This window comes from Klebsiella sp. CTHL.F3a, assembly GCF_019890895.1.
GTDB lineage: Bacteria > Pseudomonadota > Gammaproteobacteria > Enterobacterales > Enterobacteriaceae > Klebsiella > Klebsiella grimontii.
Genome location: NZ_CP082361.1, coordinates 49,747 through 64,042 on the forward strand (window position 1 = coordinate 49,747; position 14,296 = coordinate 64,042).

Sequence of the window (14,296 nt, forward strand, 5' to 3'; positions counted from 1 at the left end):
AATTGGCTGCACGTAAGTGCAGCCAGTCATGTCATCAAAGGTAACTGATGCTGTATTCTGCAACAGAGGTAATTTTACCGGCAGTGCCCGCGCTTCCCAGTGAAAAATATTGCGCGCCAAACTCGTAGTTCGCAGTATTTTCGCCTGATGGTAGTACCAGCCCGGTAACACCGGTTACACCATTGAGTGCAATAGCAGTACTTCCGCTGGTGCCTCCGTTGAGCAACTGAATACCAAACCCTGTCGCGGCATTTGCACCTGTCAGGGTATTCCCCAGCACACCATAGGTTGTATCAACGTTATATCCGAGGAAGTTGGTAGTAATTGCAGTATCAGATGGGCTAGTAGTGCAACCACTCACGGTAACTTTGAATGGCGTCAATCCTGCAGTTTGACTTGCGGCAAGTGTCGCACCGAAATCCTTGACTGATACCGTTGGTAAAAGAACAACAGCATTAGTAGTCCCGTTAATATCTACTGTACATGTTTGCTCAGTTACTTCCCCCTGGAAAGTAACTGTAGGTGCAGCTTCGGAAGCAAACGGAACGAGTGAAAAAACGGCTAATGGTAAATATTTATTCAGTGTAATTTTCATGGCAATGTCCTATTGATAAATTTCGGGAATTCCTGAATAGACGACTAATTTACTAAGGATTAAAACTCAAAAGTAATATCTACCTAAGAGATAGATCTGAAGAAAAACATGTTGCTTTAAGAAGAGTATGTGGACTTTTAATTTATGTCAACCATGCACACAAAATTGGTCATTTTTTTTATCTCATCATAACTAACTGATAAATAAAGACTATAGTATATATACTTACACAAAAAAAATGTGTGTAGGTTTTATAGGCTTTTATTAAAAAAGTTGTTAAAAAACTAAATAAAACAAAAATACAACTACCATATTTAGGAGGGGTGATAGAAAATTAGAGATCTCACTACTAAAAAATAATAATTATCATTTAAATAGAATTTAGACTTGAGCATCCATGACGGTACTGTTGCAAAGATCGTCACATTGATAAACTTGCACCCATTTCCATCAGTCAACACGCGATCCATGAACGTATTCAAAGGCTGACATTTTAATCGTGACTGGACTGACCCCGCCCCGGTAGACGATCCTGCTCTATACTTGGACTGGAGTCAAAAAACTGAGGCGGCAACAGCCGAGTAATCAAGACGTTATTCAAAGTGAAGAATTAATCTGCAAAACACTACTGATAACAGATTCACAGTACAAAGAAGTATTGAATGATAAGGCTACCTACGGCTAGACTATCAGGGCAAGTTCGGTTCTGTGCTCTGTAAAAACAGTCGCCACAGTTCAGAAATTTGTCGGTTAATGAGCCTTCTAAAAACCATCTTGAAGGATGGTTTTTTCGTTTACGGCTCAGAAGATTACAGCTAGAACGAAATGCTCTAAAGAAGATCATAACCCTCATTTGTCATATACGATTAGCTAATACATTCTTAGGTATAAAAATGGAAAAATGCATAACCCTTATACCCGTAAAAACAACTGACGTTGCTGATTTTAAATCAGAGTTACAGATAGCTTTCTCCGTAGCGATAGTCGATACATTTGAAGAACGTTCAGATGAGCCAATTCCGTCAGATAAAACCCTAGACATGACAATGAATGCTACCAATGCCGTGTCACTTCACATTCTTTGTAATGGTCGAAAGGTTGGAGGTGCTGTGCTGAATATTGATAATAAAACCAACCACAATTCGCTCGATTTCTTTTTCTTGATGGTTGGACAGGAAGGGCGAGGCATAGGCCTTAAAGCCTGGCATTTGATCGAGGAAGAATATCCAGAGACAGTATCCTGGCAAACACATACGCCCTATTTTGAAAAGCGTAATATTCATTTTTACGTAAACAAGTGTGGGTTCAAAATCGTTGAATTCTTTAATAAAAAGCATCCTGACATTAATAATCCAGAAGATTATGTTTTTCTCGAAGATGACAACGATGCATTCCGTTTTGAGAAGGTTATGCGCGAGAGCGAGATCTAGCGTCAGATGTAACCCTATATCCCCATCTGGTGGGATATAAGTGATATCAGTCACCAAGACCTGGTTGAGCTTTAACACAGTTAATTAACGCTAAGCGCTGTTGGGGGCAATGACAGAATGCTTCCGGAGAAAACCTTCATCACCATGTTAAGGAAGGCGCTGGGTAAATCGACGACGCAGTATTTTTCTTCGCTGAAATAAGATGTTTTAGATAAAAACAACCTTGAGGAGTCCGAAGGGGAAAGAAACTTACTCAATTAATGATGATAATTTTATGAATGTATGCTCTTCGCTCAAAACCGACCTTCACATGCACCCCCATCTAGATTGAATCCTTTTAGGCCTTAATAGAAGGTTGCAAATTAAGAGGATATCTTATCGCCCCGGACATCCCGCGCCAGCGAGCAGACAAGGGAAAGTCGCCCCTACCCTGACGCTCGGTCCCATCACACCTGAGAGTTGACGGCGCGGACCTCTTTTACCACGTCCCGCAATATGCGGCGATCAAACCAGCGGCGAACCGGATCGTTCGGAAAACGCAACAGCTCTGTGATAACGACTGCATCCTCAATATTTTCCTCCCGCTCGTTTACATATCCCGGACTGGCCATTGAATCGACTGCGCGGTTTGCTGGCGTGGGAAGTCGATCTCGCATCTGCTTAATTCTTATCGAACCTGAACTTTGCTGCTGACACGGTCCAGAGATCCAATGCAACGCCACACGCTATTTGTGTTCTTTGCAAAGAATTACCTGTAGCATCTCCCAGAAACGCAACTATCAAGGTCCTCGATCACGTTTCAGGACGTATCGACCAGATGTTCGTGATCATAATGAGGTTCTTTTACTTACCGGATAACATTATGTTTCGAGACCTTTCATGCTTTCTTTTTTTCATTCTCTTTAGCGTCGCATCGCATGCCAACATTGCTTTTCGCCAGTTGCATATCAACGAGTCAAATTCCCGAGATCTCAATATCGCTATATGGTATCCCACAGCTGAAACTGGCTCGCCAGAAAATGTGGGTGACAATATTGCTTTTTACGGCACCTCTGCGCTGCGCGATGCGGCACCGGAAGCGGGCGAGCATCCACTGCTTCTGCTTTCTCACGGATATGGCGGAAACTGGCGCAACCTGAACTGGCTGGCAACGGAAATGGCGGCTCAGGGCTATATTGTGGCGGCGGTCGATCACCCTGGCACAACAACATTTAACAAGCGTCCGCAGGATGCGAAAGAACTCTGGCGCCGCCCGCAGGATCTCCAGCGGGTGATGGTGAAAATTATCACGACCCCCTCACTTGCTGGAAAAGTTGATAAGCAGCGAATAGCAGCAGCAGGACACTCTCTTGGCGGCTGGACAGTACTTGAACTGACGGGGGCGCGCTTTGACGCCGCACGCTTTCAGAATGATTGCCGGACACATACCAGGCTGTCAGCCTGCAAGTTAATTCAGACGCTGGGTATTGATGACACCGCCGGGCTGCTGGCAGCAAACGAAGGCGATCCGGCAATCAAAGCAGTTGTCTCACTCGATCTGGGCCTGGCCCGCGGATTCACGCCAGAATCACTTTCTCAGATTGCAGTGCCGGTGCTGATTATGACGGCTCAGGCGGACAGCGATGAGTTACCCGCCAGGCTGGAGTCCGGCTACCTGGCTGAATATATCCCTGCCGCGGTAAGACGGGTAGTGAGTGTCGAAGGTGCCACTCACTTTAGTTTTATGCAGCAGTGCAAACCGGGTGCAATAGCATTAATAGCAGAAAAAGAACCGGGCGAAGAGATTGTCTGCCAGGATGGGGGCACCCGGAGTCGGGATGAAATTCACCGTCATCTCGTCAGAGATATCAGCGCCTTCCTCCATCAGACCCTCGACTTTCAACCGCTGTCCGGCGGTAATCCGTCGGGGTTATACCGCTGATACGAAGAAACTCGCGATGAAAATTCGATTTGGTGGCAAAACCTGCTTCCAGCATCACTTCCGTTACCGGCAGGGTCGTATCCCGTAGAAGCTGCTGCGCATAGTCGATGCGCAAGCCGTTGATCCACTGTGAGACATTGCAGCCGCGCACTAGGTTGACCGCTTTTGAAATCTGCCGCGCGGGTACCCCGGTTTTTCTCGCCAGCGCATTCAGCGTCAGAATCGGGATTCAGATACAGATTCTGCTCGTTTACCAGCGTGTTGACTCGCTGATAAGTCGAGACGAATTCTTCATTACTGATCTCTTTACTTTCTTCGGGGGCAATAACGACTCTCCGTCCTGGAGTGACGGACGGCTGTTACCGACAATGGCAAAACAGATAAATGGCAGCAGAATAGCCTGCGAGATTGCAACCATCAGCGGCGCCTGCTGGCCCTGATAAAAATGGAAGTTTAGCGCGATGGCCAGATCGGTCAGTCCGGAAAAACAGAGAAAGCTCCCCGCGATAAAAGCGAGTGATGAGGTTGAGGTGCTGTCGCTAAGCCGCTTGAAAATAAACGTATTGCTCCCCTGCAGCGCCGTTCGAATCAGGGTGCAGCCGTAGCCGATATAGAGCAGCATCAGCACTGCATCCGTGGTTGCCGGAGCAATAAGGTTTAGCGCCAAAGCGAGTGTCGGTGGTCCCACAAAAGCGGCAATTTTTTGCTGCAAGCGCTGTCCTGTAAAGCAGTGCCAGGCTAGCGGTGGCAGGGTAATAGCCATAACAGACTGCAGCTGACGCAGCTGTATAAGATCAAACTGCCACCGAAGGGCTGACATCAGTACCTGCAGCGAACAACCCGCAATAAAAATCGTGCTGTTACGATAACCCGCGGGGCGCTGCTGGCAAACCTTCAACAGTAAAATAAGCAACATAGAAAGGGTGTACTATGGAAAGGGAATGGCTAGCATGTGATACCTGTAAGCAAATCATTTATATCAGAGGATATGTTGTTCCATAAACAGGCGCAAAAAAAACTACTACCCACATAAATCTTTAACGATTCAACACGCTCCCTCTTTTTACGGTTTCCGGGCTTATGAATTCATCATTTCTGAATAACTTGACATCCTCCCCGCCCAAAAGGATGGGGATTCCTTCAGCTAGACGGCAATGTCCTGCCGCGAGTATATTCTTTGACGCGTTCACATCACGATCATGTAGCGTTCCACACTCGCTACAAGCCCATACTCTTATTCGTAAACCTGCTCTACCTTTCAGACTGTTGGGGGTTAGCACCCCGCAACACGAACAAGCCTGGGTGGAATAGGATTCGTTGACTACTTGAAACATGGCTGATGCGCAGTCGCTTTATATTCCAGTTGTGCCCAGCCAGCGTCTAAAATGCTCTTAGCTATCTTTGTTTTGATTAGCTTGCTGGCGCTCACATCGCCTACGGATATTGGACTGTCAACTTCTGACTGATTAAAACATGCTTAACGTGGGATAATTTCCGTTTTCCAAGCGGACCCCATATAAATTAAACTACAAAGAGAAAACACATGTCTGAAGTCAAAAAAGTTATTACCGTTGCTGAACGTTCGACTAAAGCTTTAGTTAAAGTCGTTGCTGACGGCCAAAAGATGTTCTCCGAGCTGGCGGGCCTGGCCAACTCCACTGTAACTCTGACCGAAGAGATCGAGTTCAAACAGGGCCAATTGGTTGATATCGACAATCAGATCGCCGCTACTGAGCGTGAAGCAAAAGCTCAGTTGCGTCTGCGCGTTATCGAAAATGAAGATAAAGTGTTAGCCGAACTGATGCGTTCCCGCGATTACGCAGTAATCTCTCACGCTGATCTGGATGCACTGAACTCTGACCTGGCTGCAGCCAAAACCGATAATGACTTCGCTGTTTCTGAAGCGCGTGAAGCTGGCTATCAGGCCGCTGCTGCTAAATTTGGCGCCGAAAACCGCGAACTGGCGTCCCAGCACAAAGTTGAACTGGCTGAGCATAAAGCCCAGGCTACCGCTAAAAATCAGCGTATCAGCGACCTGGAAGCACAGGTTACCGAACTGCGTGACCAGATCACCGCCGAGCGCAATACTCGCCTGGAAATCGCTCGTGCTGACGCTGGCCGTCAAGGTGTCGTGGTTAACGCCGGTAAGAGCTGACTGCAGTCGTAACCTTAGAAGAGAGAAGACAAAAAGGAGCCGATGGCTCCTTTTTCAATATTTTGAATTATGCTATATGCTTAAAGGCGGTCACTGCAGTATAAAGCAATACAACTCACATATCTGGCACTATGACAATTTAGTGAAAGATTAGTTAAACATACAAGTGATACAGGAGACTCATATGAGTATCGAGACCGCTGTAGAAAAAAGTAATGAACCATCTCCACCTATTTATATTCATTTGGAAGATGAGCAAGGAAACTGCGCATGTAATAACGATAAAAATGGTGGCATAAGAAAGGCTGATTTCGAGACTAAGATCGAGGATAATAAGCTTCATATTAACCTATTTGAGTATGGGGCCATGCCAATCATAGGTCCTGCAGATGAAATATCTGCAGTAAGGGTCCATGTTCGTGGGAAAAATGTTACTGTGTTTGCTATTTATAAAGATCCACAGCAGACAGCAACAATGGGTTGCTGCACAGGTTCTGGTTGTACTTGCTACGCTAGAGGCTGTTATTGCTAATAGTCATTCGTAGTCGTGGATGCGCATCCCACGACTACAATGTTATCTGTTCTTGTTCATTGTAAACACATATACAGTGAACAAAGGCAAAGACAATGGTAGGTAATTCCCCCGAAAAAGCAAACGGCCAGAGGAAAGCCTGGCTCACCCAAAACGGAAAAGGAACAAAAAGCATCGGCGAGGGTGCCCTGGTTGATATTCAGCAGCACGGATGAATTTAAGGCCTGTAAAATCATAAGGCTGTACAGCAGAAGAATGCAGATTGAACAGAATTTTCGGGATGAAAAAAGTGAGCGGTACGGCTTTGGCCTTCGGGCCAGCAGGAGTCAGAGCAGGGAGAGACTTCAGGTATTAAGTTTGCTGGTCACACTTGCCGGTATCATGCTCTGGTTGCTGGGTTATCATTGTTGAAAATAAAGGGCTTCATCTACATTATCAGGCAAACAGTATCAGGAAGCGGGGGGTTTTATACTTCCTGACACTGGCAGAAAATGTCTTACGACATTGCCCGAAAATCCTCAAACAGGTTGCTCCTGAAAAGATATTACGCCAGCTAATCAGCACCTACCGAAGTATGGTGCTGATTTTCTGGGGATCCCTCAGCCCTTTAGGAGCTCTTTTTTTTCACTCAGCCCTTTTTCTCAGTGCTCTGATTCTTTATTGTTAGTCTCTTCTAACAAGAGACCACTATGAAATTACTACCATTAATTGACATTCTAAAAAAACCGTACTTGGTGCAACAATATAAAGATCAACCTGAACACGCGATCACCACCCACTCTGGCCTTGTTTGTGCAGCTTTTTTCGACCCGCACATTGCACGTGTCATCGAGTCTCGCTTGGAGGATGACACGAACTATACATTTGCAAAACAGCAGATGACTTCGCCTTTGCCATGGTCTCTCAACTTGTACGCAATTTCTCACACGAACGTGTCAGATCCGCGGGTAAATGACTCCATTAATAGTGTTGGCGCTACGCTTAGCGATGGTCAGATCATATATCATGGGAGTACTGATATCCCTAGAACTATCTTCACTGCCCCGTTAACAACCAGACCACTGTCTACAACACTTTCTCCGGCAGTGGCTATAAATGAGCTTATTCATGATAGTAAGGCCTATAATGCTGAGCGTTATGTGATCTATATCCTTACTGTTAAAGACCCGAAAACAAATGTGTTTGTGTACCCAGATTCAGGCGCACCTGTTGAATTGCCTATTGATGCAGACCCCGACAGTAGTACGATGTTTGGAATGAATGAGCTGGAGATCTTATTCGCATCAGGTGCATGTGTTATCGTCGATACAGAGAAAAAGATCGGTTATGCAACTGCATACCATCACAGCAAGGCATCCAAAGAAGTCCCTGTTTATATTTGCCAGGGAACAATATCTTAGGTAAAAACCTAAATATAAGTAATGACTTACTTATATTTAATCTGTATATTTTACTCTTTTATCATTTGAAGGGAATCAGATGAAAGAGCTACAACCGCACCAAAAACGAGTTATTGAAGAGCATAGTGAGCTGAAGCTAAAGGTCGACGCGCTCAATACGTTCATCACCAGCAACCCAACCTTTGCCGAACTTTGTGAAGCAGAACAAGGGCTTCTTAAAGCCCAGTTTAAAGCCATGAAAATTTACCTGGTTGCACTGGATTACCGTATTCAGCTGTTTAAGCGGGGTGACCAATGAAAGACCTGCACACTAAAATTAAAGGCTATCGCGAGCTGTCGGCCGAAGAGATCGCGCTGATGAACGAGGGCAAAGACCTGTCTGAGAAGGTGGGAGAGTTTGTCGCAAAACTGGAAGCTGCTGAGTTCGCTCAATCCAATCTCCAGGTGCCGGATAAGCGTTGGCTTGCCATCGGTAAAACTGACCTGCAGAAAGGCTTTATGGCCGTTATTCGCAGCATCGCAAAACCAACGACTTTTTAAAGGGAATTAAAATGAAAATTACTATCTATGGAAAGGACAATTGTTATTTCTGCAAACGTGCGGTAGAGCTTTCTAAGCAATTGAAATCGCAGGGCCATGGTGACTACGAGTATATCGACATTGTAGAAGCCGGCATTGATGCCGCTGCGCTGGAAGAGCTGGTTGGGAAACCGGTTCGAACGGTTCCGCAGATCTTCGTCGAGGGTGAGCCGATTGGTGGTTATACTGAGCTAGCTGCTTTCACTTCTATTCTGTAAAAATTAAAGGCTCCTCACAGAGCCTTTAAAATTAATAAATGGTAAAGCCAATTAAGGAGTTTTATTTAACTTTTGGTTCGTAAGTATGCCAAGGATTCGATATAAATCGCGTAGTAACCATTAGCTCTTTTGGATCAAATTGTTTTTCATTTCCACGTTCAATATTAACTAACACAACTTTAGTATCACTTTCGGCGTTATACTTGGAAAGCTCTCCCTTTACAAAGGAGTATTTTGCCGCAGTATGTGCGTTATTAAATTTGAGATCAGCAAAAATTTTTGCTGTTGCCGGCTCAAGAACGCACAGCTTTCTCATTTCTTTAAGCGTGGCGAGGCTGGTGTCAACATCTTGTTTAGTGGCGTCAACCGTTTTGCCTTCCAGACGTGCTTCTCGTGCACGGAGCATACGAGCAGCGCGTCTATCCAACGCTGCCTGCATAGAAGGTGTGCGTTTAGTAGCATTTTGGCGTTCGTAAGACATAACCCCTCCTATCAGGATCTAGTCCAATTTCTAGAGTGAAGCCATGACCTAAGCGTCTTGCGAGAAGTCGTTTGTAAACTGCTTCTAGTTTGTCGTTATCAGGCAAGAATATGTACATGCCTACCTTGAATTCATTATAATGGTCAATTATCGCCCTTTCAACCGTCCGCATCACGCTGATAGCTTTGACTACTCCTGTTTCAGGCGGTTCAAAAGGCGTTCCTCTCATCATGTTTTCAACCAAATCGAATGATATCTCCCAGCAGCCAGAAGGGCTAAAAACATATCTGTCAGGAAAAATCACTGAACTATCAACTGTATTGAACTCTGAAACACTCTGTAAGTTCAGCTCATACTCTTCGCTATTCGAATAAAAGATTGCTGTATGCACCGTCGAGATGGCTGAATATGTCATGGTTTTAAACTGAGTAACCATCTACACCTTCCTTTTTGATCAAGTGTAAACTGAAACGTTTACTATTTCGACATAAAAAGAAGAAGATCTCTGCACAGACAGTTATCTAAGTGGTGTCGTCGTTGCTGATGGGAACGATTGCTTTAGGAGATGGATTCGATAACTGATAAAACTAAAAAGGCCCATCAAGGGCCTTTTTCTCATGCGGCGAGACTTTAAAGTGGTTTAAAGACCACTTCGCCTTTGCGCTCAGCTTCAGCTTTAGCGGTCATGAAACGCTTCATCATCTCAACTTTGCCTTCATGGATTGCTTTGAAGTCAATCTTGCCCTGATTTTGGGTAGTGTTTCGTTCGTATCGCATAAGAAGCTCCGTCATTGATGTAATCTAGGCCACGAAGGGTCGTCAGCCTCTTCACATACCTTGAGTATATGGAATGTAACTCTTCGCGTTCTGCAGCGAAGTACAACATTTGTATGCCTTCATTGTCGGCAACTTTGAGCATGAAGTCAACTAAAGTACCGTAAAGATAGTTTAGTTCTGACAAGTTCAAGTCAATGCCGCCTTCTGGCTTGGTGAACATGTTAATTTCTGGCTCACCAAGAACTGGGTTACGTGCCTGCTCCATAGAGCGATCTAATTGAACGACATCGGCATAAGTAACAACAGATACACATAACATGGTAATTTCTTTCCCCAGCATACCATGCATAGTTTCTGCTGCAACAGGATCTAATGACGGCGGGCAAAAAGCCAGACGGTATACATTTTTCCGGTTTTCATCGCCGGAGAAAGCAAATTCGATATCCAAATATGCCAAGCCGTCGCCTAAAGAGGCCAAGCCTGGCGTTACCAACCTATGCGTGTGCATTAAGCAATCAATCCTTAGCTATTGGAATATTCTCATATTGTACCCCAAATATATACTCACTCGTATAGCCGATGACGTTAGTGCGATAGCACAATTTGGCCACCCGTGGTAATTTCCGAATTGGAGCCCCTTACACCAACATTTATTGTAAATTTCATCAAAACATCGGTTTGTGATTCCATACTCTATAGGTATGGAATCATAGTAAAAAACCAGTTATCTTTGGTTGACCTTATAGCTAAAATGCCGTTAAATACTGTATATACATACAGTTACAAGGGGCAGCGATGTTAAACTCATTCGAAATTGATAGAGCTTTGGAAAATTGCTCTGCTGAGACGGTGCAATACCTGCAGCGCTGCCAAGCTATGACCGGATCTCAAATGATGGCCATGGGGTCCGCTTGGAAAACGGAAATTATCCCACGTTAAGGCTGTTTTTTGTACAATTCGGTATCTACTGCGCGTAATGGACGATATTTCCCGAACCCCGGCTTAAGATTATTACGCCAGACGTAATCGCCACTCAGATTGATATGTTCCCAGCCCAGGGGAGAAAGATGCGATACCAGTTGCTCATTAATCGGGATGCCTTTTCGTTTCAGTGACTCAATGGCTCTTTCTATATATACCGTGTTCCACAACGTGATCGCCGCTGTCAGCAACGTCAGCCCGCTGGCGCGGTAACTCTGATTCTCCAGGCCACGATCCCTGATTTCACCCAGCCGGTGTAGGAATACCGCCCGCGCCAGCGCGTTACGGGCTTCCCCTTTATTCAGTCCCGCCTGTACTCGCCGACGTAGTGCAGGATCGCGGAACCAGTCGAGCATAAACAGCGTCCGCTCAATGCGGCCAATTTCTCTCAGCGCCTTTGCCAGACCATTCTGTTTTGGGTACGCTTGTTGCCTGAAGACAAGGCTCATTTTGCTGAGCTTGCCGACGTAGCTGGCCTGTCACTTAGCGCATGGGTTTTGGACGCTATGAGGGAAAAAGCAAAGAGGCAAGGCAAAAAAGAGGGAGAATAAGTAATAACGTTTAAGAATTGGTCTTAATACCTTTATAAGAGCTAAGCCATTGATTCGACACGGCTATCCATTAGCCCCTCATCCAGCCCTGCCCGGCTTCCCCACGTCTCCTGTTTCTTACGCCAGTTCAGCCTCACGGCTTTCAGCAGGCGGCACCGGAACCGGCGTGCTGTTGCCGGTATGCGATGGCACACCAGGTCCGACCGGCACAGGGTTAATCAGAATTAGCCAACCCGAGAGGTTGGCTATCAACTAATTGCACAACGGTTGAAGGTCAAAGAAGATGAAATTTTTCAAGAGTGGCCTTAACCTCATTTCTTAATCCAGTCTCATCAAGTTCATAACTTTCTCTGTCTGGTTCAGGATTAAAACAATCGGCAATAATAAATAGCTCTCCTGCACAATGATCTATATCTTTATTTGCTTCTTCGCTTCCATAGGATTCCCTTCTGGCTATTACTATGTTAGAGACAAATTCGTTCACGCTGATTTTTCTATTTAAAAAATCCCGCCCTAACTCAATTAGTTTTAATCTGCTCATAAAATTCCCGTGTTTAGATATATTTTACCATTCTCTTCATTTGGATCAATTTTCCATCCAGATAAAAAGTCACCATTAGCCCGGATAATAACAGCATTCATTGTTTTAGGATTGAAATAAACCTTCGATCCCTTATCACGCCGATATGTTCCTTTTTCAAAGGTATCCATATCTGAAAGATGTGCTTCAATTGCATCCCGGAACTTAGTAAGTGTTTCACCATTGATCTTCGTATCGCTGATGCCAAAGTCAATAGCATGTTTGTACTTCCTCTGGAGCTGCCTTCGGGTATATTTCCCCGAATCCAGCGGGTCACTCAGCATGACATAGATGGGCTCCACGCCGGTACCGGTCGCATCAGGTTGCCAGTAGATGAAGTCCTGCAACGCAGGAATATCAGCCGCCGGCAATGTTGTGGTGACGATGCTGTCCGCCTGCTTAACATCGGTACCAGTGTGCACCGGCGTCACCGGAACCGGCGTACTGTTGCCGGTATGTGATGGTGCCGCAGGACCGACCGGTACAGGGTTAATCAGGATGGTCCGCGACGGGGCGCCCGCGACGGCTGGTACCGTGATTTTATCCAGACCGGTGGCCTTGTCGCGCACGGCACTCAGTACCGGTACCGTGGCAGGTACACCGCCGGAGCCAGTTTTCACCATCATCACCGACTGCCGTCCATTACTGTCCGTGGAGATAAAGCCGCGTACCGGCAGATCAACTGTTTTCATCCCGGGTTCGATTTTCACCTTACCCGTATTAAAAAGACTGACCTGAGCCGCCATCATATTAATATCGCGTCCCGGAACCTTGTCACTGCCCCCCCCTGCAGGCCGCGAGAAAAATATCGTCGATGCGGCAGCAACCATGGGACCCGCGGTGCTGGCAGCCGCCGTTCCGACCGCCCCTCGCCATAACGCGCCGGCAATCGAGCCTGCCCATTCACCCACAGCAGTCATTACTCCCGTGCCCGTTGCAGATAGTTGTATCCCGGCAGGTGCCCGGTTAAGCATCATCGCCGCCGGTGCCGTCAGCAGGGCGCTGGCTGATTTCACCATTTCCGGAGTGAACGCCGGCGTCTCCTGAATACCTGCTTTGCCAAACAGGTATTTACGGTTTTCCTCGGTTTTGATCGCCGCATCTATTCTGTTCCTGATATCTGTCTCAGCCAGTTGACGCTGATGTAGTGACTCAGGATTTAATACCTCTACAGAGGATATATACAGCGGGCTGGCTCCACTCCCTGCCGGGAATCTCACAATGACATCGTCATTTCTGGTAGAGGAGGTATAGCCGGCTGAACCATAAACCCCCTGTCCGCTAATAATTCCTCTGGCGTTTGGAACATAATTCTTGGGAAACATCCTGGAATCATTAATATAATCAGTAGTGAAAATAAGAGGTGGAAGCCCGGGCGCAATGGTTGCCTGATAAGTATTCTTCAGGAATCGGTCTGATTGTGGTGTCTTGTCCTTCACGAGACTGGCATCAACCACACGAACAGACATGGGTTTTCCTCCTGTCACCACCAGGTACTGATTCCCCCCGGATACCAGATCGGTCAGACGCCGCTGAACGTTCACTGTTCCTCCTGGTGCGGGTAACGCATTTACCGGCACATCTGTGACGGCATTTAAGGGCTGGATTGTCATTACGCGGGAAATTTTTTCCGGGTTCGGGGATTCTGGCTCCAGCCGGGCATAAGGTACAACGGCAGGCCTGGAGGGGTCAGGTAACCCCGAAATCAGTCCCCGGTCGAGAGTGGCCATGGCGGCAGACACGGGCTCCTGTTCCCGATAAGCTTCATAGAGACCGATGGTCCAGCCGGGCCAGTCACCCTCTTCTGTCAGTATATCCAGAACGACCCTTACCGGAACACCATATAAAAGGTAGCCCTGGTCAGAAGCCACGCCTGCCATATCGTAATCAGCCCAGCCGGGCCCTAAGGTTGATGGTGGCAGATAAGAAGTATCAGGAGGGGTATATCCATTTGACGGCCATACAGTCAGAATATCACCAGTCTGACTTCCCGTAGTGGGCGCGGCCCAACGCCCAGGACCGTCTTCATCAGCAGGAAACCATACATTACCCGGTAATGGTGGTACCCCACCGTTGAAATCATACTCATCCATGAA

16 protein-coding genes and 4 pseudogenes are annotated in these 14,296 nt (G+C 46.4%); 9 read left to right on the plus strand and 11 right to left on the minus strand.

Annotated elements, in window-relative coordinates; all coding sequences use genetic code 11:
- Positions 1-34: 34 nt before the first annotated feature.
- A complete protein-coding gene (locus K7H21_RS28295) occupies positions 35-595 on the minus strand; it encodes a fimbrial protein (protein WP_170101085.1) in 561 nt (186 codons plus the stop codon).
- An 893-nt stretch (positions 596-1,488) separates the two neighbouring features.
- Here K7H21_RS28295 and K7H21_RS28300 point away from each other — a divergent pair.
- Positions 1,489-2,025: a GNAT family N-acetyltransferase gene (locus K7H21_RS28300; protein WP_223036008.1), complete on the plus strand. Its 537-nt coding sequence runs from the start codon at positions 1,489-1,491 to the stop codon at positions 2,023-2,025.
- A 446-nt stretch (positions 2,026-2,471) separates the two neighbouring features.
- Here K7H21_RS28300 and K7H21_RS28305 read toward each other — a convergent pair.
- A pseudogene (locus K7H21_RS28305) lies at positions 2,472-2,618 on the minus strand (hypothetical protein); the annotation flags it as partial.
- A gap of 269 nt (positions 2,619-2,887) precedes the next feature.
- Between K7H21_RS28305 and K7H21_RS28310 the strand changes: the two are divergent.
- A complete protein-coding gene (locus K7H21_RS28310) occupies positions 2,888-3,946 on the plus strand; it encodes an alpha/beta hydrolase family protein (protein WP_223036026.1) in 1,059 nt (352 codons plus the stop codon).
- Here the strand turns inward: K7H21_RS28310 and K7H21_RS29155 are convergent.
- The 3 genes and pseudogenes from K7H21_RS29155 to K7H21_RS28320 all read right to left on the minus strand — a co-directional run.
- Positions 3,873-4,097, minus strand: coding sequence for a helix-turn-helix domain-containing protein (locus K7H21_RS29155; protein WP_261366014.1), 225 nt, complete (start codon positions 4,095-4,097; stop codon positions 3,873-3,875). The two genes, K7H21_RS28310 and K7H21_RS29155, sit on opposite strands and share 74 nt — an antisense overlap.
- A 99-nt stretch (positions 4,098-4,196) precedes the next feature.
- Positions 4,197-4,709: a hypothetical protein gene (locus K7H21_RS29160; protein ID WP_228751098.1), complete on the minus strand. Its 513-nt coding sequence runs from the start codon at positions 4,707-4,709 to the stop codon at positions 4,197-4,199.
- Between the two features lie 361 nt (positions 4,710-5,070).
- Positions 5,071-5,399 (minus strand): annotated as a pseudogene (locus tag K7H21_RS28320) (zinc ribbon domain-containing protein); the annotation flags it as partial.
- A 90-nt stretch (positions 5,400-5,489) separates the two neighbouring features.
- Between K7H21_RS28320 and K7H21_RS28325 the strand changes: the two are divergent.
- From K7H21_RS28325 to K7H21_RS28355, 7 genes and pseudogenes are all read left to right on the plus strand, one after another.
- Positions 5,490-6,101 carry a hypothetical protein gene (locus K7H21_RS28325; protein ID WP_223036009.1) on the plus strand — a complete coding sequence of 204 codons (612 nt, stop codon included), beginning with the start codon at positions 5,490-5,492 and terminating at the stop codon, positions 6,099-6,101.
- A 184-nt stretch (positions 6,102-6,285) separates the two neighbouring features.
- Positions 6,286-6,633, plus strand: a complete 348-nt coding sequence (locus K7H21_RS28330; protein WP_142884384.1) for a hypothetical protein — start codon at positions 6,286-6,288, stop codon at positions 6,631-6,633.
- A 114-nt stretch (positions 6,634-6,747) separates the two neighbouring features.
- Positions 6,748-7,222, plus strand: a pseudogene (locus K7H21_RS28335) (transposase); the annotation flags it as partial.
- Positions 7,223-7,322: 100 nt separating this feature from the next.
- Complete coding sequence (locus K7H21_RS28340) at positions 7,323-8,033, plus strand: hypothetical protein (protein ID WP_211811655.1); 711 nt, start codon at positions 7,323-7,325, stop codon at positions 8,031-8,033.
- 79 nt (positions 8,034-8,112) lie between these two features.
- A complete protein-coding gene (locus K7H21_RS28345) occupies positions 8,113-8,331 on the plus strand; it encodes a crAss001_48 related protein (RefSeq protein WP_189095503.1) in 219 nt (72 codons plus the stop codon).
- Positions 8,328-8,573: an Acb2/Tad1 domain-containing protein gene (locus tag K7H21_RS28350; protein ID WP_223036010.1), complete on the plus strand. Its 246-nt coding sequence runs from the start codon at positions 8,328-8,330 to the stop codon at positions 8,571-8,573. The genes K7H21_RS28345 and K7H21_RS28350 overlap by 4 nt, the downstream gene beginning before the upstream one ends.
- Positions 8,574-8,584: 11 nt before the next feature.
- The gene (locus K7H21_RS28355) at positions 8,585-8,830 is read left to right on the plus strand and encodes a GrxA family glutaredoxin (RefSeq protein ID WP_223036011.1); all 246 of its coding nucleotides are present in this window, start codon (positions 8,585-8,587) and stop codon (positions 8,828-8,830) included.
- 61 nt (positions 8,831-8,891) lie between these two features.
- Here K7H21_RS28355 and K7H21_RS28360 read toward each other — a convergent pair whose 3' ends face one another.
- The 6 genes and pseudogenes from K7H21_RS28360 to K7H21_RS28385 all read right to left on the minus strand — a co-directional run bounded on the left by K7H21_RS28360 (position 8,892) and on the right by K7H21_RS28385 (position 14,293).
- The gene (locus tag K7H21_RS28360) at positions 8,892-9,311 is read right to left on the minus strand and encodes a hypothetical protein (protein WP_211811651.1); all 420 of its coding nucleotides are present in this window, start codon (positions 9,309-9,311) and stop codon (positions 8,892-8,894) included.
- Complete coding sequence (locus K7H21_RS28365; RefSeq protein ID WP_211811650.1) at positions 9,283-9,747, minus strand: hypothetical protein; 465 nt, start codon at positions 9,745-9,747, stop codon at positions 9,283-9,285. Before K7H21_RS28365 ends, K7H21_RS28360 begins: the two co-directional genes overlap by 29 nt.
- A 297-nt stretch (positions 9,748-10,044) precedes the next feature.
- On the minus strand, positions 10,045-10,596 hold the full coding sequence (locus K7H21_RS28370) for a hypothetical protein (protein WP_211811649.1): 552 nt from the start codon (positions 10,594-10,596) through the stop codon (positions 10,045-10,047).
- Between the two features lie 427 nt (positions 10,597-11,023).
- Positions 11,024-11,515, minus strand: a pseudogene (locus K7H21_RS28375) (Tn3 family transposase); the annotation flags it as partial.
- A gap of 379 nt (positions 11,516-11,894) precedes the next feature.
- On the minus strand, positions 11,895-12,161 hold the full coding sequence (locus K7H21_RS28380) for a colicin immunity domain-containing protein (RefSeq protein ID WP_211811647.1): 267 nt from the start codon (positions 12,159-12,161) through the stop codon (positions 11,895-11,897).
- Positions 12,158-14,293, minus strand: coding sequence for an S-type pyocin domain-containing protein (locus K7H21_RS28385; RefSeq protein WP_223036012.1), 2,136 nt, complete (start codon positions 14,291-14,293; stop codon positions 12,158-12,160). Before K7H21_RS28385 ends, K7H21_RS28380 begins: the two co-directional genes overlap by 4 nt.
- Positions 14,294-14,296: the final 3 nt, after the last annotated feature.